General features: G+C 51.2%; 20 protein-coding genes. 16 read left to right on the top strand and 4 right to left on the bottom strand.

Annotated elements, in window-relative coordinates:
- Nucleotides 1-64 precede the first annotated feature (64 nt).
- From pruA to C8E01_RS19385, 11 genes are all read left to right on the top strand, one after another.
- Entirely contained in the window at nucleotides 65-1,699 is a 1,635-nt protein-coding gene (pruA, locus tag C8E01_RS19435; RefSeq protein WP_116545119.1) for an L-glutamate gamma-semialdehyde dehydrogenase, read from the top strand.
- A gap of 596 nt (nucleotides 1,700-2,295) precedes the next feature.
- Entirely contained in the window at nucleotides 2,296-2,670 is a 375-nt protein-coding gene (locus C8E01_RS19430; protein ID WP_116545118.1) for an NADH-quinone oxidoreductase subunit A, read from the top strand.
- Between the two features lie 107 nt (nucleotides 2,671-2,777).
- Nucleotides 2,778-3,305, top strand: a complete 528-nt coding sequence (locus C8E01_RS19425) for an NADH-quinone oxidoreductase subunit B (protein ID WP_243409714.1) — start codon at nucleotides 2,778-2,780, stop codon at nucleotides 3,303-3,305.
- Nucleotides 3,306-3,310: 5 nt separating this feature from the next.
- Nucleotides 3,311-3,817: an NADH-quinone oxidoreductase subunit C gene (locus tag C8E01_RS19420; RefSeq protein WP_116545116.1), complete on the top strand. Its 507-nt coding sequence runs from the start codon at nucleotides 3,311-3,313 to the stop codon at nucleotides 3,815-3,817.
- 15 nt (nucleotides 3,818-3,832) lie between these two features.
- Nucleotides 3,833-5,083, top strand: a complete 1,251-nt coding sequence (nuoD, locus tag C8E01_RS19415; protein ID WP_007655230.1) for an NADH dehydrogenase (quinone) subunit D — start codon at nucleotides 3,833-3,835, stop codon at nucleotides 5,081-5,083.
- A 53-nt stretch (nucleotides 5,084-5,136) separates the two neighbouring features.
- Complete coding sequence (gene nuoE, locus C8E01_RS19410) at nucleotides 5,137-5,670, top strand: NADH-quinone oxidoreductase subunit NuoE (RefSeq protein ID WP_116545115.1); 534 nt, start codon at nucleotides 5,137-5,139, stop codon at nucleotides 5,668-5,670.
- A 63-nt stretch (nucleotides 5,671-5,733) separates the two neighbouring features.
- Nucleotides 5,734-7,080, top strand: a complete 1,347-nt coding sequence (nuoF, locus tag C8E01_RS19405; RefSeq protein WP_116545114.1) for an NADH-quinone oxidoreductase subunit NuoF — start codon at nucleotides 5,734-5,736, stop codon at nucleotides 7,078-7,080.
- A gap of 225 nt (nucleotides 7,081-7,305) precedes the next feature.
- Nucleotides 7,306-8,286 (top strand): 2Fe-2S iron-sulfur cluster-binding protein, encoded by a 981-nt coding sequence (locus tag C8E01_RS19400; RefSeq protein ID WP_116545113.1) that lies wholly within the window; start codon nucleotides 7,306-7,308, stop codon nucleotides 8,284-8,286.
- Between the two features lie 3 nt (nucleotides 8,287-8,289).
- Nucleotides 8,290-9,351, top strand: coding sequence for an NADH-quinone oxidoreductase subunit NuoH (nuoH, locus tag C8E01_RS19395; protein WP_116545112.1), 1,062 nt, complete (start codon nucleotides 8,290-8,292; stop codon nucleotides 9,349-9,351).
- 73 nt (nucleotides 9,352-9,424) lie between these two features.
- Nucleotides 9,425-9,934, top strand: coding sequence for a NuoI/complex I 23 kDa subunit family protein (locus C8E01_RS19390; protein WP_165820697.1), 510 nt, complete (start codon nucleotides 9,425-9,427; stop codon nucleotides 9,932-9,934).
- Nucleotides 9,935-9,938: 4 nt separating this feature from the next.
- The gene (locus tag C8E01_RS19385) at nucleotides 9,939-10,457 is read left to right on the top strand and encodes an NADH-quinone oxidoreductase subunit J family protein (protein ID WP_116545110.1); all 519 of its coding nucleotides are present in this window, start codon (nucleotides 9,939-9,941) and stop codon (nucleotides 10,455-10,457) included.
- A 54-nt stretch (nucleotides 10,458-10,511) separates the two neighbouring features.
- Here C8E01_RS19385 and C8E01_RS19380 read toward each other — a convergent pair whose 3' ends face one another.
- Nucleotides 10,512-11,453: a DUF6929 family protein gene (locus C8E01_RS19380; RefSeq protein WP_116545109.1), complete on the bottom strand. Its 942-nt coding sequence runs from the start codon at nucleotides 11,451-11,453 to the stop codon at nucleotides 10,512-10,514.
- A 440-nt stretch (nucleotides 11,454-11,893) separates the two neighbouring features.
- On the opposite strand from C8E01_RS19380, the gene nuoK reads away from it, so the two are divergent.
- From nuoK to C8E01_RS19360, 4 genes are read left to right on the top strand one after another with little or no spacing between them, the layout of a single operon-like run.
- Nucleotides 11,894-12,223 (top strand): NADH-quinone oxidoreductase subunit NuoK, encoded by a 330-nt coding sequence (gene nuoK / locus C8E01_RS19375; protein ID WP_116545108.1) that lies wholly within the window; start codon nucleotides 11,894-11,896, stop codon nucleotides 12,221-12,223.
- 46 nt (nucleotides 12,224-12,269) lie between these two features.
- Nucleotides 12,270-14,231, top strand: a complete 1,962-nt coding sequence (gene nuoL / locus C8E01_RS19370) for an NADH-quinone oxidoreductase subunit L (RefSeq protein ID WP_243409712.1) — start codon at nucleotides 12,270-12,272, stop codon at nucleotides 14,229-14,231.
- 12 nt (nucleotides 14,232-14,243) lie between these two features.
- The gene (locus C8E01_RS19365) at nucleotides 14,244-15,704 is read left to right on the top strand and encodes a complex I subunit 4 family protein (protein WP_116545107.1); all 1,461 of its coding nucleotides are present in this window, start codon (nucleotides 14,244-14,246) and stop codon (nucleotides 15,702-15,704) included.
- Between the two features lie 28 nt (nucleotides 15,705-15,732).
- Nucleotides 15,733-17,124, top strand: a complete 1,392-nt coding sequence (locus tag C8E01_RS19360) for an NADH-quinone oxidoreductase subunit N (RefSeq protein WP_116545106.1) — start codon at nucleotides 15,733-15,735, stop codon at nucleotides 17,122-17,124.
- Between the two features lie 606 nt (nucleotides 17,125-17,730).
- Here the strand turns inward: C8E01_RS19360 and aspS are convergent.
- Together aspS and C8E01_RS19350 are read right to left on the bottom strand one after the other, a co-directional pair.
- On the bottom strand, nucleotides 17,731-19,488 hold the full coding sequence (aspS, locus tag C8E01_RS19355) for an aspartate--tRNA ligase (protein WP_116545105.1): 1,758 nt from the start codon (nucleotides 19,486-19,488) through the stop codon (nucleotides 17,731-17,733).
- A 251-nt stretch (nucleotides 19,489-19,739) separates the two neighbouring features.
- On the bottom strand, nucleotides 19,740-20,648 hold the full coding sequence (locus tag C8E01_RS19350) for a glycerophosphodiester phosphodiesterase (protein ID WP_116545104.1): 909 nt from the start codon (nucleotides 20,646-20,648) through the stop codon (nucleotides 19,740-19,742).
- 85 nt (nucleotides 20,649-20,733) lie between these two features.
- On the opposite strand from C8E01_RS19350, the gene C8E01_RS19345 reads away from it, so the two are divergent.
- Nucleotides 20,734-22,353 carry a glycosyltransferase family 39 protein gene (locus C8E01_RS19345; protein ID WP_116545103.1) on the top strand — a complete coding sequence of 540 codons (1,620 nt, stop codon included), beginning with the start codon at nucleotides 20,734-20,736 and terminating at the stop codon, nucleotides 22,351-22,353.
- Here C8E01_RS19345 and C8E01_RS19340 read toward each other — a convergent pair whose 3' ends face one another.
- Nucleotides 22,354-22,749 (bottom strand): GtrA family protein, encoded by a 396-nt coding sequence (locus C8E01_RS19340; protein ID WP_116545102.1) that lies wholly within the window; start codon nucleotides 22,747-22,749, stop codon nucleotides 22,354-22,356. It abuts the gene before it with no gap.
- Between the last annotated feature and the right edge of the window lie 291 nt (nucleotides 22,750-23,040).

Genomic DNA, 23,040 nt, shown 5'->3' with positions numbered 1-23,040 from the left:
ATAGAGGACTGCCCCAAGTGGTCTTTCGAATGTCTTATTCTGAATCTGTAAAATATCAAAAGAGATGGCAACAGGATTTTTTAGAGTACCTACCCCCATAAACGAACCTGTAAAATCGTACGCTCCTGGTTCTCCGGAGCGTGAGGAATTGCATCGCACTTATAAAGAACTTAAGTCGCAAGAAATCGATGTACCCATGTATATCGGCGGTGACAAGGTATACACCGACAACAAGAAGCCGATGCTTCAGCCGCACGACCACAAGCACATCCTGGGTCACTTCAGCGAAGGCGATGCGTCCCACGTGGAACAAGCGATTAACGCAGCACTTGCTGCCCGTGAAGAGTGGGCTGCCATGGGTTGGGAGCACCGTTTGAGCATTTTCCTGAAAGCCGCCGAACTGCTGGCTGGACCTTGGAGAGCCAGATTGAACGCCGCTACCATGCTGGGCCAGTCGAAGAACGCGTACCAGGCAGAGATCGACGCTGCCTGCGAACTGATCGACTTCCTGCGTTTCAACGTGCAGTATGCCACGGAGATCTACCACATGCAGCCTGAGTCATCGCCGGGGGTATGGAACCGCATGGAGCATCGTCCGTTGGAGGGCTTCGTGTTCGCTCTGACCCCTTTTAACTTCACAGCTATTGCCGGTAACTTACCTTCGTGCGTGGCTATGATGGGTAACGTAGTGGTATGGAAACCTGCCAACACGCAGGTGTACGCCGCCCAAATGATCATGGAGCTGTTCCGTGAGGCTGGTCTGCCGGATGGTGTGATCAACCTGGTGTACGTAGACGGCCCAACGGCTGGCGAGGTGATCTTCAACCACGCTGATTTCGCGGGTATCCACTTCACGGGCAGCACAGGCGTCTTCCAGAATATCTGGAAGACCATTGGACAGAACATTCACAAGTATAAAACATACCCGCGCATTGTGGGAGAGACAGGCGGCAAGGACTTTATCGTGGCGCACAGTTCTGCAGACGCCAAGCAGGTTGCGACCGGTATTGTGCGTGGCGCTTTCGAGTACCAGGGCCAGAAATGCTCTGCCGCTTCACGCGCCTACATCCCGAGTAACCTGTGGGAAGACGTGAAAAACTACGTGGTGGAAGACCTGAAGACTTTCAAGATGGGTCCGCCAGAAGATTTCTCTAACTTCATCAACGCGGTGATTGACGAGAAGTCATTCGACAAGATCGCCAGGTACATCGACAACGCCAAGGAGAGCAACGAGGTAGAAGTAATTGCCGGTGGTAACTACGACAAATCGAAAGGCTATTTCATCGAACCGACTGTACTCCTGTCGCACAATCCGCAGTATGTGACCATGTGCGAAGAAATCTTCGGCCCGGTTATCTCGATCTACGTGTATGACGAGAACAACTTTGCAGAGACACTGGAACTGGTAAACTCAACGTCACCCTACGCTCTGACAGGTGCTATCTTCAGCCGTGACCGTTATGCAGCGGAGTTTGCAACGAAGAAACTGGTGAACGCAGCTGGTAACTTCTACATCAACGACAAGCCAACCGGTGCTGTGGTAGGCCAACAGCCATTCGGTGGAGCCCGTGCCTCGGGTACCAATGACAAGGCTGGTTCTATGCTGAACCTGTTGCGCTGGGTATCTGCCCGCTCTATCAAAGAGACGTTCGTAACGCCAACAGACTACCGCTACCCATTCCTGGGTGAGAATAAATAGGGTATAGCGATACCTGAAACAGGAAGCACCACGCTCGAAAGGGCGTGGTGCTTCCTGTTTTTACCACCCTTGGTTTATACCCGTAAAGTCTTCAGTCTATACCTGCCTAACGACAATGCTTATACTTTGGAAGGAGTAATTGCGGATTCACCGCCCTAGACAGGGCGGGGCTAGTGGCGGTTGGACCCGGAATTATCATTTTGCGTTAAGATAAAAAGCTCAAAATTCACTGTCATTCTGTTAAGAAACTTGGTGGAAGGGAGATTAAGCCTTTACTATAAGCCAATAAGATTCTTACAGGATAACAAAGAGTAAGTTGAAACGGCATCACTTTCACATTGGCACTTATCCAAAGAGAAAACACCCAACCATTGTTCTAACATCCACCCCGCTATACCTGATAGCTATACCTGACAACCCTCTATCTACAAACAACACGAGCTGTACACATTGCAAAAACGACCAGAATTGCATTCACACCGGCAAATAATACTTTAGAACAATTTCAAACGCTATTTACATTGGATATAGTCTTTTGATTGTTGGCTATTTATACCTAATTTTGCTCCCAAATTTCAATAAAGCATAGCAGCAATATGGAAACTACTGATACTCAGTATCTACCGTCGGACTACCTCCCTATTTTGATACAATTTGCGGCAGCGCTCGGCTTCGTTATTTTCGCGCTGGTGGTAACCCATTTATTGGGCCCGAAAAGAAAAAGTGAGGTAAAGGACAACCCCTGGGAAAGTGGTGTGGAGTCTGTGGGTGATGCGCGCACGCCGATCTCTTACAAGTACTTCCTCACGGCCATCCTGTTCGTGCTGTTCGATATTGAAATTATCTTCATGTACCCTTGGGCAGTGAACTTCCGTGAATTCGGTCTGGAGGGCTTCCTGCCGATGATGTTGTTCCTGGGCGTTATCCTGACTGGCTTCTTCTACGAAATCAAAAAAGGGATTCTCAAGTAGTTCGGCACCATTAAACTTTTATAGGGTAAACGGTGTTTTTTCAGGGGTAAATGCAGATTAAAACCTAGAATTTAGAAGACATGAGCGATTTAAATAAAGATATAAACATGGCAGAGGCACCTGAAGGCCATAGCGGTGCTGGTTTCTTTGCTACTTCCTTTGAGAAAGTGATTGGTCTGGCCCGCGCGAACTCGCTTTGGCCATTGCCTTTTGCCACTTCTTGCTGCGGTATCGAGTTTATGGCGACCATGGGCGCTACCTACGACATCTCCCGTTTCGGTTCGGAGCGCCCGAGCTTCTCGCCACGTCAGGCCGATATCCTGTTGGTGATGGGTACCATTGCCAAAAAGATGGGTCCTGTCGTGAAGCAGGTATACGAGCAGATGGCCGAGCCACGCTGGGTGGTGGCTGTTGGCGCTTGCGCTACCTCAGGCGGTATTTTCGACTCCTACTCTGTGCTGCAAGGTATAGACCGTGTCGTGCCGGTTGACGTGTACGTACCGGGCTGCCCGCCAAGACCGGAGCAGATTCTGGACGGATTGATGCGTGTGCAGGATCTGGCCAAGAACGAATCGCTACGCCGCCGCAACTCACCTGAATACCAGGCACTTTTGGCTTCTTACAACATTAAATAAGCAGCATGGAGCTTACGAACGAAAACGTACTCGGTAAACTGATAGCCCAGTTCGGTGAAGAGAGCATCTTTGATGCCTACAACCCGGACGGAATCATGACCTTCACGACTACTCGTGAGAACATCATTGCCCTGATCCAATACCTGTATGACGACAAGGATCTGCAGGTGCAGTTCCTGACCACGATGGCAGGCATTCACTTCCCTGACCACAAAGGCAAGGAGTTGTGCATGATGTACCAATTGCATAGCCTGCGTCACAATTACCGTCTGCGCATTAAGGTGTTTGTGCCTGCCGAAGACCCGGTATTGCCAACGCTGACCAACATTTACGCCACCGCCAACTGGATGGAGCGTGAGGCCTATGACTTTTACGGTTTCATCTTTACCGGTCACCCGAACCTGATCCGCATCCTCAACATCGAGGAGATGGAGTACCACCCGATGCTCAAGCAGTATCCGCTGGAAGACCAGACGCGGGAAGACAAAATCGATACGTATTTCGGACGCTAAGCCAGATAAACCACTATGGCTACTGATAATAAAACAGCTGATACTGACCAGTTGCAGGAATTCCGCGACAACCGCGACCTGAAACTGCAGGACAAAAAGAACGAGAACCTGACGACCCTGAACCTGGGTCCGACGCACCCGGCCACACACGGTATCTTCCAGAACATCCTACAGATGGACGGGGAGGTTATCATGGATGCCGTGCCGACCATCGGGTACATTCACCGTGCTTTCGAGAAGATTGCCGAGCGCAGACCGTTCTACCAGATTACGCCGCTCACCGACCGCATGAACTACTGTTCGTCCCCTATCAACAACATGGGGTACCACATGACAGTGGAGAAGCTTTTGGGTATAGAAATCCCGAAGCGTGCGCAGTACATCCGGGTAATTATGATGGAGCTGGCCCGTATTTCCGACCACCTGATTTGTAACTCAATCTTGGGTGTGGACTCCGGCGCTTTCACCGGCTTCCTGTACGTAATGCAGGAGCGTGAGCACATTTACGACATTTACGAAGAGGTATGCGGTGCCCGTCTGACGACCAACATGGGTCGTATCGGCGGCATGGAGCGCGACCTTTCGCCAAAGGCCTTGCACCTGATTGGTGAGTTCCTGAAGCGCTTCCCGAAGGTATGGGCGGAGTTCGAGAAAATGCTGACCCGCAACCGTATCTTTATCGACCGTACGGTGGGTGTGGGTGCCATTTCGGCGGAGCGTGCCTTGAACTACGGCTTCACAGGTCCTAACCTGCGTGCCACGGGCGTTGACTACGACGTGCGTGTGATGAACCCTTACTCTTCTTACGACGATTTCGAGTTTGAAATCCCAGTTGGCGAGAAAGGCGATACCTACGACCGTTTCTTAGTGCGCAACGAAGAGGTATGGCAAAGCTTGAAAATCATCGAACAGGCTTACAAAAACCTGCCAGAAGGCTCGTACCACGCCGACGCACCGCATTACTATTTGCCTCCAAAGCAGGAAGTATACACCAGCATGGAAGCACTTATCTATCATTTTAAGATTGTGATGGGTGAGATTGACGCTCCGAAAGGCGAGGTATACCACAGCGTGGAAGGCGGCAACGGCGAGCTTGGTTTCTACCTGATCAGCGACGGCGGCAGAACGCCATACCGTCTGCACTTCAGAAGACCTTGCTTCATTTACTATCAGGCTTACACCGAGATGATCAAAGGCGGTCAGCTGGCCGACGCCATCCTGACGCTGAGTAGCCTGAACGTGATTGCCGGCGAACTGGACGCATAATACATTATTAAATATCATCTAACACCGGCTCTTAGTCGGTGACATTTACAAAGATGGCAGAGACTATAAACGCATTTAAGTTTTCTGATAAGGCCCTAGTTGAGATTCAGCGCTATATCAGCCACTACCCGGAAGGACGCCAGAAGTCTGCCCTGTTGCCTGCCCTGCACGTTGCACAGGCGGAAAACAACGGCTGGGTGAGCCCTGAAGCGATGGACGCGATTGCCGAAATCCTGAACATACAGCCAATTGAGGTATACGAAGTGGCTACTTTCTATACCATGTTCAACCTGAAGCCGGTTGGCAAGCACGTGCTCGAGGTATGCCGCACTGGCCCTTGCTGCCTGCGCGGTGCCGACCAGATGATTGAGACGCTCAAGCAGAAGCTCAACATCGAAGAAGGCGAAACAACGGCTGACGGCATGTTTACCCTGAAGCCGGTGGAATGCCTGGCTTCGTGCGGAACAGGCCCGATGCTGCAGGTGCGCGAAACCTACTACGAGAACATCGACAGCGAAGAGGCCGTGGACCAGTTTCTGGAGATGATGCGCAACAAAGAGGTGGAAACGCCTGAGTGGGCGAAGTAATTCATTGATAAATCAGGCAGCCTGCCCTAACACAGCGACTGCCGAGCTATATATCCTGTCACAATGGGAATCAAGATATTAACCGAACATATTAACGTACCGGGTATCGAAACCCTGGAGATGTATCGCAAGCATGGCGGCTACCGCTCGGTAGAAAAAGCCCTGAAAACGATGACTCCGGACGAGGTGGTGGAAGAAGTGAAGACATCGGGCCTGCGTGGTCGTGGTGGCGCTGGCTTCCCAGCTGGTATGAAGTGGAGCTTCCTGGCCAAGCCAGAGGGTGTTCCGCGTTACTTAGTTTGCAACGCCGACGAATCGGAGCCAGGTACTTTCAAGGACCGTGTGTTCATGGAAAAAAACCCGCACGCCCTGATTGAAGGCATGATTACGTCGAGCTATGCGCTGGGTGCGAACACGTCTTACATCTACATCCGTGGTGAGTTATTGTTTGTCCTGCGCATTCTGGAGAAAGCAATCGCCGAGGCGTATGCCGCTGGTTTGCTAGGCAAGAACATTCTGGGCTCAGGTTACGACCTCGACCTGCATGTGGCGCCGGGTGGCGGTGCGTATATCTGCGGTGAAGAGACTGCCCTGTTGGAATCACTGGAAGGCAAGCGTGGCAACCCGCGTAACAAGCCGCCATTCCCAGCTGTGAAAGGTTTATTCCAGTCGCCGACGGTGGTGAACAACGTAGAGACCATCGCTTCTGTGCCGTGGATTGTGAACAACACAGGTGCGGAGTATGCTAAAATAGGTATAGGTCGTAGCACAGGTACCAAACTGATTTCTGCCAGCGGTAACATAAACCGTCCGGGCGTTTATGAAATCGACTTGGGTGTTCCGGTGGAGGAGTTTATCTACTCTGACGAGTACTGCGGTGGTATCTGGAAAGGCAAGCAACTGAAAGCGGTAGTGCCGGGAGGTTCTTCTGTTCCGATTCTGCCAGCCGAGCTGATTCTGAAAACAGCCGCCGGCGAGCAGCGCTTGATGACCTACGAATCGCTGTCTGACGGTGGTTTCGTGAGCGGCTCTATGCTGGGTTCAGGGGCCTTTATTGTGTTTGACGAAGACCAGTGCATTGTGCGTAACACGTGGAACTATGCCCGCTTCTACCATCACGAGTCATGCGGACAGTGCAGCCCTTGCCGTGAAGGTACTGGCTGGATGGAGCGCGTGCTGCACCGTATCGAGCACGGTCACGGTCATCAGCAAGACATAGACCTGTTGGTAAGCGTAGCCAAGCAAATCGAAGGTAACACCATTTGCCCGCTGGGTGACGCGGCAGCTTGGCCAGTAGCCAGCGCGATCCGTCACTTCCGCGAGGAGTTCGAATGGCACATCAAGCACCCGCAAGAGGCTACGGCTCCAGGTGCGGTGTACAGAGGGCAACTGGCTGCAGCTACTGTATAATTGACGAAAATATCTTCTATTCTGTCATTCTGGAAGAAATTTGGTCGAAATAGAGGGCCCCTACCCCCGGGAGGTTAAGCCTTTGCAACTTGCCAACAAGATCCTTACAGGAAGACAAAAGAAAAGAGATAAATAAATCATCCTGAAAAGGAAAGTATAGCTTACATCGTTTGTTGCGACGCTTCACGAAAAACGGGCAACGAATAACGAATAACGAATTAAAAGATGGCTAAAATAACATTTGACGGCATCGAGGTAGAGGTTGAGGATGGAACCACCATCCTGCAGGCCGCCCGTAAAATCGGGGGTGATGTAGTGCCTCCTGCCATGTGTTTTTATACCCCGCTCAAAGGCAGTGGCGGTAAGTGCCGTGTGTGCCTGGTGAAGGTAACACAGGGTTCTGCCCGCGACCCACGCCCGATGCCGAAACTGGTTGCCTCGTGCATAACGCCGGTGCAGGATGGCATGGTGGTGGAAAACACAACCAACGAAGACGTACTCAACGCCCGCAAAGGCATCGTGGAGATGCTGCTGATCAACCATCCGCTGGATTGCCCTATTTGTGACCAGGCTGGTGAGTGTGACCTGCAGAACCTGTCGTACGAGCACGGTGTGAGTGCTACCCGCTACGAAGAACCGCGTCGTACTTTCGATAAAATAGACCTGGGTCCTTACATCCAACTGCACATGACACGCTGCATCCTGTGCTATCGCTGCGTGTATACTGCCGACCAGATCACGGATAAGCGGGTGCATGGCGTATTGGGCCGAGGCGATGCAGCCGAGATCGGTACCTACATCGAGAACGTGATCGATAACGATTTCTCAGGAAACGTGATTGACGTGTGCCCTGTGGGTGCTCTTACTGATAAGACTTGGCGCTTCAAGAACCGTGTGTGGTTCACGAAGCCGTTGAACGCGCACCGCGACTGCCCTACCTGCAGTGGTAAAGTAACCCTGTGGTCAAGAGGCGATCAGGTTCTACGTGTAACAGCCCGCAAGGACGAGTACGCGGAGGTGGAGGAGTTCATCTGTAACACCTGCCGTTTCGACAAGAAAGAGGTGAGCGACTGGACCATCGAAGGTCCGCGCAACATCGACAGGGGTTCTGTTATATCAGCCAACCATTACGAACTGCCGGTGATAAACGTGCCAATCGTGCCGAATCTCCCTAAATCTACTGTTAAAAAAATGCCAACGGAATAAAGCATGGATTCTGTACTTCTCATATACAAAGGCATCTACATTCTGGCCATTTTCGGTATTTCGTTACTGATTGCGACCTACTCGACTTACTTTGAGCGTAAGATTGCCGCTTTCATTCAGGACCGTGTAGGCCCGAACAGAGCGGGTCCGATGGGTTTACTGCAGCCGCTGGCCGACGCCGGCAAGCTGTTCTTCAAAGAAGAATTTATACCTGCCAAGGCAAACAAAACGCTCTTCATTCTGGGCCCAGGTATAGCTATGCTGGTGGCAGCCATGTCGAGTGCGGTTATTCCGTTTGGCGACACGCTCATCATAGGCGAGACATCCTTCGACTTGATTGCCATTGACGTAAACATCGGTATCCTCTACATCTTTGGTGTGGTGTCGCTGGGTGTGTACGGTCTGATGATCGGTGGCTGGGCTTCGAACAACAAGTTCTCGTTGCTTGGCGCTATCCGTGCTGCTTCGCAGAACATTTCGTATGAACTGGCCATGGGTCTGTCGCTGATTGCGGTGCTGATGCTGAGCGGCTCACTGTCGCTAAAAGTAATTGCTGAGCAACAGACAGGCTTTAACTGGAACATCTGGTACCAGCCGCTGGGCTTCCTGATCTTCCTTATTTGTGCCTTTGCTGAGACGAACAGAACACCATTCGACTTACCAGAATCGGAAGCCGAACTGATTGGCGGTTACCACACTGAGTATAGCTCGATGAAGCTGGGGATGTACCTGTTTGCAGAGTACATCAACATCTTTGTGGTGTCGGCTGTGATGGCGACGCTGTACTTCGGCGCTTACAACTTCCCGTTCATGGAGAACCTACGCAACGCGTTTGATGACCCTGTTTTGGGTAACAACGTGGTGACGATTATAGGTGTCGGGGTGATGTTTGCCAAGATTTTTGCTTTCATCTTCTTCTTCATGTGGGTACGCTGGACATTGCCGCGCTTCCGCTACGACCAGTTGATGAAGCTGGGCTGGAACATTTTGATTCCGCTGGCGATTCTGAATATCCTGCTTACGGGCGGTGGCATTCTGCTCTACGAATATTTTACAAAAGGATAACGACATTTGAATGCTGCCATGCTAAGGGCTGTTATAGACAGACGGCATAGACAGCAATCATAATCGAGATACAATGGAACCATTATCAAATAGAAGAAAGAACGTAGCACAAAAGGAGATGACGCTTTCTGAGCGCATGTACCTGCCTGCTATCGCGCAAGGTTTGGGCATTACGATAAAGCACTTCTTCAAGAAGAAGGCTACGATCAACTACCCGGAGGAAACACGTCAGCGTAGCGAGATCTGGCGCGGTCTGCACGTGCTGAAGCGCGATGAGAACGGTGCCGAGCGTTGCACGGCCTGTGGTCTGTGCGCCGTTGCCTGCCCTGCCGAAGCCATTACGATGACGGCTGGCGAGCGCAAGAAGGGTGAAGAGCACCTGTACCGCGAGGAAAAGTACGCCGTGACCTACGAGGTGAACATGCTACGCTGCATTTTCTGCGGCCTGTGCGAGGAGGCCTGCCCGAAAGCGGCCATTTTCCTGCAGGATGACAAACTTGCACCGGCCCGTTACGAGCGCGACGAATTCATTTACGGCAAAGACCGCCTGGTAGAACCGTTAAAAACCACTGAAACTAAATAATCCGATGACAGAAAGCCTGTTTTTCTTCTTCGCATCGCTAACGCTGCTTTGCGCCATCATGGTTGTTATTTCCAAGAACCCCGTGTTCAGCGTTATCTTCCTGATCCTGACGTTTTTCACTATATCAGCTCACTACATCCTGCTGAATGCCCAGTTTTTGGCAGCAGTGAACATCATCGTGTATGCAGGGGCTATCATGGTACTCTTCCTGTTCGTACTGATGTTCATCAACACAGGTAAAAACGTGGAAGGAACTATCAAACGAAATGTGCTGGCTAAAATAGCGGGTACTGTGGCAGGTGGTTTGCTCTTTACGGTAGTAGTAGCCGCTCTGAAAGATGTGACGCTCGGGCACCCGGACCCAGCCACTTATGAATCGCAGGTAGGTATGGTAGAGAACCTGGGCAAAGTGCTTTTCACCAAGTACATGCTGCCGTTCCAGCTGGTAGCGGTACTGTTCCTGGTGTCGATGGTAGGCGCCGTAATGATTGGCAAACGCGAAACAGGAGAACAAAACTTCTAATCGAGGTATAGCTTTAAGAATAGAGAAAGCCAGTGCTGAAAAGCGCTGGCTTTTTTATTGCTCCATACTCAACATCACCTCAAACAACTCAGACCCACCCTGATCATCATCCGAAACTACGACCAGTTTATACCTGCCCTTACCTTCCCGCTTCTGTACTACCAGGGATTCCGCCTTGCCAGTATAGGGATTGCCATCCGCTTGCAAAATAGGCGTGGTGGGAATCTGCAGCGTATCTTGCTTGCCTACCCACGTGAACGGGATATAACCGATATAACTTCCGAGCACTTCGCCGTCAGCATAGGCGTCGCTGGTGTTTTCCAGGGAAGCGGTGAAGAACAGCTTGTCGTCGTACACATAGGCGCCTGAGAAACCGGCTTGCAGGTCTTTTAGGCCGGGCAGACGGAAATAACTTAACTCAGGCTGCGGCAGTTGCGCGTCGGTTTCTCCTAACAGGAAAGGTATAAACTCCGATAGCCGGTAAGAAATCAGCACATTCTGACCTGTGCCGATGGCCCGCTGCAACAGGTATAGTTTCCCGTGCCCAGCAGCTACGCCTTCAATGTTGAGCAAACTTCCGCCCAGGGTATCGGCTTCCTGTTCAAGTTGCTGGTAGAGTTGGTCAAGGTCAACTGTTTTGGCCCCATGCCCCCCCGCTCCTTCCCGGCAAATGTCATCGCCGCAGATGTTGTAGAGGTAGGCTTTGCGGCGGGCGGGTGCTGAGCCGGAGCCCATCATCAAAAGGTAGGGTTTGCCCTGGTGTTGCAGAAGCGTTAGACCTTCCAGGTCCACTTTTTCATCTTTGGCAATACGACCGCTCCCAAAACCCGTCGTGTCGAAGATGGCTTCTTGCGATTCCAACCGAAAGTTTTTGTCAAGTCGATACAGATAGGGCGAATCATCTCCGACAACATAATAGTGGTCGCCCAGTAGCTCGAGGCCCGAGGCGGAAGGCACGTTGTCATAGTGCAAAGTTTGTGTAATGGTGGCTTTCATATGGAGTTCAGATAGAGCGGGTCCGTTGCTTAAGCTAGCGGAAGGCTGTTGGCACGAAGGCAACGACAGAGACAGCAGGGCAAGGTATAAGAGACCAAAAAATCGATTCATAGAAATTGAACGCAAAATTAGGTATAGCAAAGGCCAACTATAGGAGAAGGCATACAAGGTATACGAGTGACAGCAGCCATATAAGTTGACAAAAACTAAGCTGGCAGCAGAATTTATACCTACGCAATAAGCATATGCAAGGTATAAAAGGAGCCATAACATGGCGCGACCAGCGGCTTTAAAAATATAAATCTTTCTAGAAGACCGGATTTGGCGAAATCCACCCAAGAAGATTAGAAATATGTTATGGATTTTACAAAAATGGGGATAACTTTGCGACTTGATTTCAGAATTGTAATTTACCAGTAATACGTTCAGCCACTCAGACGATGAACCAAATGCCTGATGTAATCAGAACCATCCCGTTAGAATTTTACCTCTACTTCAGCACCGCCCTTTTCGCCATTGGCGTGATAGGGGTTCTCACCAGACGAAACGCGATTGTTATTTTCATGTGCGTCGAGCTGATGCTCAATGCCGTGAACTTGCTGATGGTCGCCTTGTCGTCTTATCGCTCTGACCCGAACGGACAGATTTTCGTGTTCTTCATCATGGCAGTGGCAGCAGCGGAAGTAACGGTTGGTCTGGCCATCATCGTGATGATTTACCGCAATATCCGCTCGACGGATGTGCAATTGCTGAACTACCTGAAGTGGTAGCCGCACACCTAAATAATTTGAATAGCTTAACTAAATCATACGCTAAATGCAAGAAGTAGTAATGCCCTTCAACAACCAGGAAATGGCGCTGCTGTGTTTGCTTGTTCCGCTCCTGCCGTTCATCGGCTTTCTGATTAACGGACTTGGCAACCGCAAATTGCCCAAGGCCCTTGTGGGGCTGCTGGGCTCTGGCACGGTGCTGGCCTCGTTCCTGATCTCGGTATACCTGTTCATCGACTTCACTTCCAATGGCAGCCGCCCTTACATTGTGGACCTGTACAACTGGTTCTCGGTAGGCAGCCTCGAGATCGGTTTCTCGTTCATGATTGACCAGCTCACCCTGCTTATGCTGCTGATGGTGACAGGCATCGGTTTCTTGATCCATGTGTACTCAGCGGGCTACATGAGCCACGACGAAGGTTACGGCAAGTTCTTCGCCTACCTCAATCTGTTCATGTTCTCGATGTTGCTGCTCGTGATGGGCTCTAACTACGTGATGATGTTCGTGGGCTGGGAAGGTGTGGGCCTCTGCTCCTACCTGCTGATCGGTTTCTGGAACAAAAACCACAACTATAACAATGCCGCGAAGAAAGCCTTCATCATGAACCGTATAGGTGACCTGGGCTTCCTGTTGGGCATTTTCCTGATTTTCATTACCTTCGGCAGCGTGAGCTACCCGGAAGTGTTCCTTTCAGCTTCGCAGATGTCGGGCATGACGGACAGCGGTGTGATGATCGCGATTACGATGCTCCTTTTTGTAGGTGCAATGGGTAAGAGTGCGCAGATCCCTTTGTTCACGTGGCTTCCTGACGCGATGGCGGGCCCTACGCCTGTTTCGGCCCTGATTCACGCCGCGACCATGGTGACGGCGGGTATCTACATGGTGCTCCGCTCGAACGTGCTGTATGTACTGGCCCCAACCACGATGGAGTTTATCGCCATCATCGGTTTGATCACTGCCCTGGTGGCCGCTACCATTGGTCTGGCGCAGAATGACATCAAGAAAGTACTGGCTTACTCTACTGTATCGCAGCTGGGCTTTATGTTCCTGGCGCTGGGTGTGATGGCCTTCTCTTCTTCTATCTTCCACGTACTCACGCATGCGTTCTTCAAAGCGCTCCTGTTCCTGGGTGCTGGTTCTGTAATTCACGCAGTGAGCAACGAACAGGATATACGCAACATGGGTGGCCTGCGCAAATGGCTGCCGGTTACCTTCATCACCTTCCTGATCGGTACACTCGCTATTTCAGGTATACCGCCGTTTGCCGGTTTCTTCTCGAAAGACGAATTGCTGGCGCATGTATGGGAGCACAACAGACTGATGTGGGGACTTGGCCTGCTGGCTTCGTTCATGACGGCTTTCTACATGTTCCGCCTCCTGTTCCTGACTTTCTTCGGCAAGTTCCGTGGCACGGAAGCACAGCGCTCGCACCTGCACGAGTCGCCTTCTTCCATGACCATTCCGCTGATCGTACTGGCTATCCTTTCCACAGTAGGTGGTTTCATCGGCCTGCCAGCCGTGTTTAGCGACACGCATACCCTGGGTAACTTCCTGTCGCCGATCTACAACTTTGCGCGACAGGCCAACGCTACGGCACTTGAACCTGCACACATCGACCATGCCACTGAATACATCCTGATGGGTGTGTCGGTTGTGGTTTCCATCATCGCCATTATCATTGCTTACATCATGTATGTGAAGAGAGAAACAGTGCCGGTTCCGGAAGGAACGCGCCTGTCTCCTATCCACAACCTGATCTACAACAAATACTACATCGACGAAATTTACGATACCGTGTTTGTTCGCCCAGTGATGGCGCTGTCGACTGCCCTGCACCGCTTCGTGGACGTGGTTGTGGTGGACGGAATTGTCAACGGCTTTGGCAAATTGGTGATGGCGAGCGGCCGCGTGCTGCGCCAGACACAGAGTGGCGTAACTGGTTTCTATGTGTTTGTGATGGTAGCCAGCATTGTCCTGATTCTATTTTTAAACTTCTTTATCGGTTAAGGTTCTAAGAAGATGATTACAGCTCTATTACTTTTCTGGCCTGCCCTAGCTGCACTGCTGGTGCTGCTGATAAAAGGCGAAGGTGCCAAGAAAGTGGCTTTTATAGCAACACTTGTTGAGTTTGCCATTGCCCTGTTTGCAACCGTAAACTTTGTTCCGGACGCCACCACACAGTTCGCCATCGACACGCCGTGGGTGGAGCGTGCAGGTATAGGCTTCAGCATCGGCATGGACGGCATTAGCCTCCTGATGGTGCTCCTGACGACCTTCCTGGTGCCGCTTATCGTGCTTTCTTCCTTCAAACATGACTACAAGAACCCACACGTGTTTTACGCGCTGGTGCTGTTCATGCAGACGGGTCTGATTGGTGTGTTTGTGTCGATGGACGCGTTCCTGTTCTACTTCTTCTGGGAAGTGGCCCTGATTCCGATTTACTTCATCGCGGCCATCTGGGGCGGTGCACGCAGAATACCGGTTACGTTTAAGTTCTTTATCTATACGATTTTCGGTTCGCTCTTCATGCTGGCCGCGTTTATATACCTGTACTTCCAGACGGCTGGCACAGAACTGGCAGCGCACTCGTCTAATGTGAACGCCTTCTACCAACTGACGATGGACAGCGCGACGCAGAGCTGGATCTTCTGGTTCCTGTTCCTTGCCTTCGCCATCAAAATGCCTGTTTTCCCATTCCATACCTGGCAGCCGGATACCTATACCGAGTCTCCTACGCAGGCGACAATGTTGCTGGCCGGTATCATGCTCAAAATGGGTATCTATGGCGTTATTCGCTGGTTGCTGCCAGTTGTGCCGCTTGGTGTAAGCCAGTGGGCTGACACGGTGCTGGTACTGTCTATCATTGGTATCATCTACGGTTCTATCATCGCCATCCGCCAGCATGACCTGAAGCGCCTGATCGCTTATTCGTCTATCGCACACGTGGGCCTGATCGCGGCGGGTATCTTCACGCTGAACGAGCAAGGTCTGCAAGGCGGCATGATTCAGATGCTGAGCCACGGTATCAATGTGGTAGGCCTATTCTTCATCATCGACATCATTTTCCGCAGAACGAACACGAGAGAAATTTCCAACCTGGGCGGCATCACCCAGACCACACCAGCGCTTTCGATCATGTTCCTGATTCTGTTGATGGGTTCTGTAGCGCTTCCGCTTACAAACGGTTTCATCGGCGAGTTCCTGTTGCTGTCTAGCGTGTTCCAGTACAACTACATCTTCGGCGCTGTGGCTGGTATGACCATTATACTGGCAGCGGTATACATGCTGCGTATGTTCCAGGGCGTGATGTTCGGCACGAAGTCAGAGGCTACCGAGAGCTTCGCTGACCTGACCTTCCACGAGAAAGCTGTTTTGATTCCACTGGTGATCATGGTCTTCTGGATTGGTTTGTTCCCGAACACTTTCCTGAGCATTTCAGAGCCTGCGGTTGGACAGCTGCTGAGCATTATCAACCGATAGTCCGCAAAAAGAAACGATAATAAACGACATGATTTCGATTATACTTCTATCTGGATTTGGGATTATCAACCTCTTTGTAGGTTTCCTGAAATCTAAAAGAATTCTGTTGCCGCTGTCGCTGCTGTTTTTAGCGATCGTATTCGGCATCAACCTACTTGACTGGAACGACACCAAGAGCTACTTCGATAACATGATTACCATCGACAATTTCGCGGTGGCTTTCACAGGTATCATGGTGCTTTCGACGCTCCTGATTCTTCCTTTCACGCAGCACTACATCACCCGCAACGACGAAAACATCGGCGAACTTTACGCCCTGATTCTGTTCTCGCTGGTGGGCGCCATCATGATGGTAAGCTACAACAACATGCTGATGCTGTTCATAGGTATAGAGATTCTCTCGATTGCCATGTACGTGCTGGCCGGTAGCGACAAGCAAAGCATGCGCTCTGCGGAAGCTGCACTGAAGTACTTCCTGATGGGTTCTTTCTTCACAGGTGTGATGCTGTTTGGTATCGTGATGGTATACGGTGCGACAGGCACGTTTAACATCGCCGAGATTGCCGGTTCAGCCGAAGCCCTGGGCACAGGTGGTGTGAACAACGTGATGTTCATGTTGGGTGTGTTGATCATCATCATCGGTATCTCTTTCAAAGTTTCCGCTGCTCCTTTCCACTTCTGGACACCTGACGTGTACGAAGGTACGCCAACGGTATGGACGGCCTACATGTCAACTGTCGTGAAGACGGCTGGTGTGGCTGCTTTCTACAAGCTGATGGATGCTGCCTTTGCTGCTTCCTACCCAGGCTGGATGCCAACGCTGGTAGCCATTATCGTACTGTCGCTCCTGATTGGTAACGTAGGCGCGGTGGTGCAGCAAAGCATGAAGCGTATGCTGGCTTACTCCAGTATCTCGCACGCAGGCTACCTGCTGATGACGCTGCTTGCTTTCAACAATTTGTCTACTTCTGCTATCCTGTTCTACTCTTTCGCTTACTCTACTGCTTCGATCGCCGCTTTCGGTGTGCTGCAGCTTGTATCAAGACAGCGTCAGAGCGAGAACTACGAAGCCTTCAACGGCCTCGGCAAAACGAATCCATTGCTGGCTTTCTCGGTAGCCGTGGCGATGCTGTCGCTGGCAGGTATACCGCTGACGGCTGGTTTCTTCGGTAAGTTCTTTGTGTTCTCCGCCCTGATCGAACAACCCAATATGATGTGGCTGATTGTAGTAGCGGTGATTCTGGCTGCGGTGGGTATCTACTACTACTTCCGTGTAGTGATTGCCATGTACCTGCACCCTGTTGCTGAGGGCCATACTGCTATCAAATCAACCAGTTTTATCAATGCCATGCTGATTATCATTACTGCCTTAACGATTCTGCTAGGTATAGCGCCTGCACTGTTAAGTGGTGTGCTATAAGGTATAGCTGAGATATAGGAAGCGGCTGCTCTTTGGAAGGGCAGCCGCTTTTTTTGTTTGTCTATACCTTGCTGGCGTAGCTGCGGCTGTTGCAGGTATAGCAAACTATGTTGCTTTGTAGCTTCGCCTGTGCGGCGGGCACTCACTTTTTGTCTTGACACAAAAAGTAAGCAAAAAGGTCAAGACGCTCCAAATCGATGGCCCCTACCCCCACTCGCTGAACGCTCAAACAGTGGAGCGTCATTTGGTGCACTGGGCCCAGGTAATTTACTTCGTAGGTCCAGTGCAAATTAGTCTTGCTATACCTGCCAGTGGTGTGTGACAGGTGCCACAGAGCCTATACCTGATAATTGGCAATTACAGACTCCCCTCCTTGGATAAGGAGGGGCAGGGGTGGTTTGACCCGGCAAAGCAATAGAACTCATGCAACTACAAAGCTTATACAATAGAATTATGCAACGGCAGAAAGTCCCCCTTCGAAGGAGGCAGGGGGATGTTAATCATGCACAAAAATCCTGTCAATCCTTTAAACCTGAAAATCCTGATTCTGACAAAAATAAAAAGGCTGTCCTCACGAACAGCCTTTTCAATATTTCAACCTATACCTTACGAAGGCAGGCTCTTCATCTTAATATGCAGTTCATCTAACTGTGCATGCGCAATAGGAGAAGGTGCGTCGATCATTACATCGCGGCCTGAGTTGTTTTTCGGGAAGGCAATGTAGTCGCGGATGGAGTCGGAGCCGCCGAAGAGTGAGCAGAGGCGATCGAAGCCGAAGGCGATGCCACCGTGTGGCGGCGCACCGTACTCAAAGGCGTCCATCAGGAAGCCAAATTGTGCTTTGGCTTCGTCATTGCTGAAGCCCAACAGGCGGAACATTTGCTCTTGCAGACGACGGTCATGGATACGGATTGAGCCACCGCCCACTTCCACACCATTGATCACCATGTCATAGGCATTGGCACGGATGTCACCCGGGCGGTCATCGATCAACTCCAGGTCTTCTGGCTTCGGAGAGGTAAACGGATGGTGCATGGCATGGAAACGGTTGCTGTCCTCGTTCCACTCCAGCAGCGGGAAGTCCACTACCCACAGCGGTGAGAATACGTTTTTGTCACGCAATCCCATACGCTCACCCATCTCCAGACGCAGCTCGTTCAGGGCTTTACGGGTCTTGTCTTTGCCACCGGCCAGTACCAAGATCAGGTCGCCTGGCTGAGCGTTGAAAGCCGTAGCCAATACCTGCAGGTCTTCCGGAGTATAGAACTTATCTACAGATGACTTCACAGAGCCGTCTTCCTGCACGCGGGCGTACACCAAACCGGTGGCACCAATCTGCGGACGCTTCACGAAATCGGTCAGCTCGTCGAGTTGCTTACGGGTATAGCTGGCCGCACCTTTCGCGTTTATACCTACTACGAGCTCAGCATCATCAAACACCTTGAACCCTTTGTTCTTCACCAGCGGATTCAGCTCCACAAAACGCATGTCGAAGCGGGTGTCCGGCTTGTCGGAACCGTAAAACTTCATCGCATCGGCATACGTCATGCGCGGCAGTTTCTCGATGTGCACGCCTTTCACTTTCAGGAACAAGTGGCGGATCAAACCTTCAAACGTGTTCAGGATGTCTTCCTGCGTCACGAAAGAGAGCTCGCAGTCGATCTGGGTGAATTCCGGCTGGCGGTCGGCACGCAAATCTTCGTCGCGGAAGCACTTCACGATCTGGTAGTACTTATCGAAACCCGACACCATCAGCAATTGCTTGAAGGTTTGTGGCGACTGCGGAAGGGCGTAGAACTCGCCTGGGTTCATGCGGCTTGGCACCACAAAGTCGCGGGCTCCTTCCGGCGTTGATTTGATCAGCACCGGCGTCTCTACTTCAATGAAATAATGCTCGTCTAAGTAGGAGCGCACGGCACGCATCATCTGGTGGCGCAGCTCCAGGTTGCGGCGTACCGGCGTACGGCGCAGGTCCAGGTAGCGGTACTTCATGCGCAGGTCGTCGCCGCCGTCTGTCTCGTCTTCGATCATGAACGGAGGCAGTTTGGCCGCGTTGAGCACCTCTATTTTAGAAGCGTGAATCTCGATATCGCCTGTTGGAATCTTGTCGTTTTTGGAATAGCGCTCAATCACTTTGCCCACCACCCTGATCACGTACTCACGACCGAGTCCGCGTGCTTGCTCAAACAAGTGGGCTGACGTTACACCGTCTTCAAAGGTGAGTTGCGTAATGCCGTAACGGTCGCGCAGGTCAATCCAGAGCATGCCGCCCTTGTCGCGCAGGCGCTGTACCCAGCCTGTTAGTACAACCTCTTCGCCTACATTGTCTATTCTTAGTTCGCCGCAAGTATGTGTCCGGAGCATAAAAGTCGTTTTGTTATGATATAGTGCAAAAGTAATAATTGTTTCGCTGTTATGCCTCGAAAACAAGGCCCGAAGGGGTATAATCTTGTAGCGCTAATCTAAGGCTCCGCCAACCACGTTATTATATCTGTAATTGGAGTTTAATGCTAAACAAGCGCATCCATGAAACGCACTATATTTACTTTCCGGAACATCGCGCTGGCGATTATGCTGCTGGCGTTACTGATGATGCTGGTAGGCTAAACTCGGCCCTAGTCACTGCCCAGTAGCGAGCGCATGCGCCTGACGTTGTTCACCTGTATGGCATCGGGCTCCATCTCCAGCATTTTGGCAATGCTGCCTTTCGATTTGCCTCCAAAGAGCACCACCTGCAAACCCTGTGCCCGCGCGCGCAACAGTTGTTCCCGGCTCACATGCTTGCCGTTGGCAGTCACACCGTGCAACTTATTATCCAGGGCTTGCTGTGCCGAAAGGTCAAAATCCTCGCCAGCGTCTAGCATCAACATGGCCTCCGGTTCCAGTTCCCGTACTGTATGCAGTATGGCCGGATCATTAAAAATAAAGGCCAACTTCCCGACCGGGTACTCATATTTACGAAGTAAGTTCAAGACCGATTGCGCATAAAAGGTGTTTCGGTTACCATCCTGGTTCCGGATATCGATGTGCAGATAGGGCAGCTCCGGATAGGTCTGGAAACGCTGCAGCATGGTCTCCATCGAAATGATGTTTTCGCTGTGAAAGAAGTCATACAACGGTCCCCCTTGATACCGAAGGCCTACCACTTCGGCGGCTGTAAGGTTTGCGATGACGCCGTCCCCTTTGCTCATCGTCTCCAGTGTATTGTCATGGTAGAGAATCGGCACGCCGTCCTGGCTCACGTGCACATCCACCTCTACCCCATCGGCGCCGTCCTCTTCCATGGCCTTTACAATTGAAGCCATGCTGTTGGCAGGCAGCGGATTGTAGGGATTGATAGGTGAAAAAAAGCCCGAGCCAGCATGGCCTATCACCAAAGCATTGCGGGAATAGATGCCTGATTCAGGCTGCAGGATGTTGTATACACTTAACACGAGCACTGCTAAACCGAGTATGCCAACCAGCATGGCAGTGCTTCTGCGCTCTAAAAATGGAGTCTTCTGCTTCGGCTCAGTCAAATTCATACACAAACTTAAGTGTATATCTTTTAACTTTGGAGCGGATTGTCTTAAAAAATCATAGGCCAATCCATATTATCTAATATTCCTTATGTCATTCTCTCCTCAAATAGCGCCCGATAAGCCCACTACTGCAGATCAGGTCGGAGTTCATAACCGGCTTATGGTGCCGCTGTCGCTCATCATGCTGATCGCTTTCGTCATTCGCATGCTGGCCGCTTTTTTTTCCAAGGGCTTTGCTTTTCACGACGATCACTTTGACGTGATCACGATTGCGCAGCACTGGCTTTATGGTTTGCCTTCGTGGCTGCACGAGCCCATGCCGCCGCGCCACAGCATGTTCTATGCAGGTATACACTACGGCCTGTTTTACCTGATGGAGAGTGTCGGCATTACGAATCCGGATACTAAAATGACTATTGTGCGGGTGCTGCACGGGTTGTACTCGCTTCTGATCGTGTACTACGGCTACAAAATTACGGAGCGCCTTTCGAACCAGGCAAATGCGCGCATTGTGGGGCTGATGCTCGCACTGATGTGGTTCATGCCTTTTATGAGTGTGCGAAATCTTGTGGAGATGGTGTGCATACCGCCCTACCTGGCAGCCTTCTATTTCATGCTGAAGCAGGATGACAGAAGAAAGAACCTGCACTTTCTGTGGGCGGGAGCACTGTTTGCGCTGGCCTTTGTATTTCGCTACCATACTCTGCTTTTTGCAGTTGGTGCAGGTATGGTGCTGCTATACCGCCGCCAGTGGAAAGAGATTGGCTGGTTGGTGCTAGGCTTCCTGCTGATGGCAACCCTGATCCAGGGCACGATCGACCTGATCTTCTTCGACTACCCTTTTCACTCGGTGGTTACTTATTTCTTCTACAACGCCGATAATGCCTACAACTACAGCACCGGACCGGTATACCGCTTCCTGCTGACCATACTGGGCTTTATGGTGCCACCCATCAGCGTATACCTGTTGCTGGGCTACAGTCGCACGGCCAGGCTAGCTCCTATGCTCTTCTGGGGCGGACTGCTGTTCTTTGTGGTACACTCCCTGTTCCCGAACAAGCAGGAGCGCTTCATTCTGCCGCTCTTCCCGCTTATCATGATTTTGGGCGTAATCGGCTGGCAGGACTTCGTGCGTACCGCCAAATTCTGGCAGGGCCGCAAGAAACTACTAGCCGCCAGCTGGGCCTTCTTCTGGATCCTCAACATCGTGGTGGCCGTGGCGATGTCTTTCACTTACACTAAAAAAAGCCGCATAGCGCCGCTCGTATACCTGTCGGAGAAGCAGGACATGGATGCCGTATTGCTCGAGTTTGGTAATTCCTCTATGAAACAGCCACCGCTCTATTACCTGAATCGCCTGGCAGCCGAGTTCCACGAGTACCACTTCAACCAAAAGCGCGACTGGGACGTGTATAAGGCCGGTAAGCCGCTTCCGCAGGATTTTGCGATGACCTACAGCCTGAACGGAGAAAAATCGCTGGACAGCCTGCAAACAGAGCTTAGCCTATACCCTTACCAACCGGACTATGTCGTGGTGATAGGCCAGAAGGATATGGAGGAGCGTATGCAGCGCATCAACAGCCTATACCCTACGCTGGAGTTGGAAACCACCATCACGCCCTCGCTCTACGACCGGGTGCTGCACTTCCTCAACCCACGTGTGCACAAAGATGAGCATGTGCGCATCTACCGCATACAAGGCGAGTAACTAGCGGGTAAAGGTATAGAGGTAATTGAGCAGGAAGTTCCAGATAAACACCACTACAATGGCGATGAACTTGGAGAAGTAGAAATTGAGCTTCCCTTTTTCGGTGAGCAGGTATATAATCAGGTTGTTGATGATCAGTCCGGCCACGGCCACCAGCAGGAACTTGGAAAACTGCCAGCCTATTTCCGGGTCGTGGCTGTGGAAGGTCCAGAGGCGGTTGAGGATGTAGTTGTTGATGCTGGCCAGAATGAAGCCCAGGCTGTTGGCCACATACTTGTTCCAGCGCAGCTTTTCCTTTGCCAGAAAAGTAACGCCGAAGTCGATGATGAGCCCTGTAAAGCCTACCAGACCAAATTTCAGGAATTTCAGAAAGAGAGTGCCTATACCTTCGGACATGCCGGCAAGAGGTTGATATAAGGTGACTGAAGCCGTTACACAAAAATCCAAAAGTAAAATTAAGTAAATCCTACAGAATGCCAATGCAGCTTTGGGTATCATTGCCCAAGGATTGGTCGACGAAACGGGTGTATTGGTCTAATTTATTTGCATCATGCGCTGCAAAACACTACTTTGGTGTTACAACAAAAAAAGACAGGCAGGCAGCTAATTTCTAGCGAACTTAAAACTTTGCTCTATATTTGCATGGCCTTTCTGCACAAAGGCACCATCAACTGCTAAGCTGATAAT

The sequence above is a fragment of the Pontibacter virosus genome (genome assembly GCF_003096355.1).
Lineage (GTDB): Bacteria > Bacteroidota > Bacteroidia > Cytophagales > Hymenobacteraceae > Pontibacter > Pontibacter virosus.
The sequence above is the reverse complement of the archived record's forward strand: the minus strand, read 5'-3'. Positions and strand labels throughout refer to the sequence as shown.

What these genes read in the sequence shown, in the direction of transcription:
- C8E01_RS19425 (WP_243409714.1), top strand. Translation starts at nt 2,778, where the DNA reads ATGGCAGAGGCACCTGAAGGCCATAGCGGTGCTGGTTTCTTTGCTACT.
- nuoL (WP_243409712.1), top strand. Translation starts at nt 12,270, where the DNA reads ATGCAAGAAGTAGTAATGCCCTTCAACAACCAGGAAATGGCGCTGCTG.
- C8E01_RS19390 (WP_165820697.1), top strand. Translation starts at nt 9,425, where the DNA reads ATGGAACCATTATCAAATAGAAGAAAGAACGTAGCACAAAAGGAGATG.
- C8E01_RS19340 (WP_116545102.1), bottom strand. Translation starts at nt 22,749, where the DNA reads ATGTCCGAAGGTATAGGCACTCTCTTTCTGAAATTCCTGAAATTTGGT.
- C8E01_RS19385 (WP_116545110.1), top strand. Translation starts at nt 9,939, where the DNA reads ATGACAGAAAGCCTGTTTTTCTTCTTCGCATCGCTAACGCTGCTTTGC.
- C8E01_RS19420 (WP_116545116.1), top strand. Translation starts at nt 3,311, where the DNA reads ATGGAGCTTACGAACGAAAACGTACTCGGTAAACTGATAGCCCAGTTC.
- nuoH (WP_116545112.1), top strand. Translation starts at nt 8,290, where the DNA reads ATGGATTCTGTACTTCTCATATACAAAGGCATCTACATTCTGGCCATT.
- C8E01_RS19350 (WP_116545104.1), bottom strand. Translation starts at nt 20,648, where the DNA reads ATGAATTTGACTGAGCCGAAGCAGAAGACTCCATTTTTAGAGCGCAGA.
- nuoK (WP_116545108.1), top strand. Translation starts at nt 11,894, where the DNA reads ATGAACCAAATGCCTGATGTAATCAGAACCATCCCGTTAGAATTTTAC.
- pruA (WP_116545119.1), top strand. Translation starts at nt 65, where the DNA reads ATGGCAACAGGATTTTTTAGAGTACCTACCCCCATAAACGAACCTGTA.
- nuoF (WP_116545114.1), top strand. Translation starts at nt 5,734, where the DNA reads ATGGGAATCAAGATATTAACCGAACATATTAACGTACCGGGTATCGAA.
- C8E01_RS19430 (WP_116545118.1), top strand. Translation starts at nt 2,296, where the DNA reads ATGGAAACTACTGATACTCAGTATCTACCGTCGGACTACCTCCCTATT.
- C8E01_RS19360 (WP_116545106.1), top strand. Translation starts at nt 15,733, where the DNA reads ATGATTTCGATTATACTTCTATCTGGATTTGGGATTATCAACCTCTTT.
- aspS (WP_116545105.1), bottom strand. Translation starts at nt 19,488, where the DNA reads ATGCTCCGGACACATACTTGCGGCGAACTAAGAATAGACAATGTAGGC.
- nuoE (WP_116545115.1), top strand. Translation starts at nt 5,137, where the DNA reads ATGGCAGAGACTATAAACGCATTTAAGTTTTCTGATAAGGCCCTAGTT.
- C8E01_RS19365 (WP_116545107.1), top strand. Translation starts at nt 14,244, where the DNA reads ATGATTACAGCTCTATTACTTTTCTGGCCTGCCCTAGCTGCACTGCTG.
- C8E01_RS19345 (WP_116545103.1), top strand. Translation starts at nt 20,734, where the DNA reads ATGTCATTCTCTCCTCAAATAGCGCCCGATAAGCCCACTACTGCAGAT.
- C8E01_RS19380 (WP_116545109.1), bottom strand. Translation starts at nt 11,453, where the DNA reads ATGAAAGCCACCATTACACAAACTTTGCACTATGACAACGTGCCTTCC.
- nuoD (WP_007655230.1), top strand. Translation starts at nt 3,833, where the DNA reads ATGGCTACTGATAATAAAACAGCTGATACTGACCAGTTGCAGGAATTC.
- C8E01_RS19400 (WP_116545113.1), top strand. Translation starts at nt 7,306, where the DNA reads ATGGCTAAAATAACATTTGACGGCATCGAGGTAGAGGTTGAGGATGGA.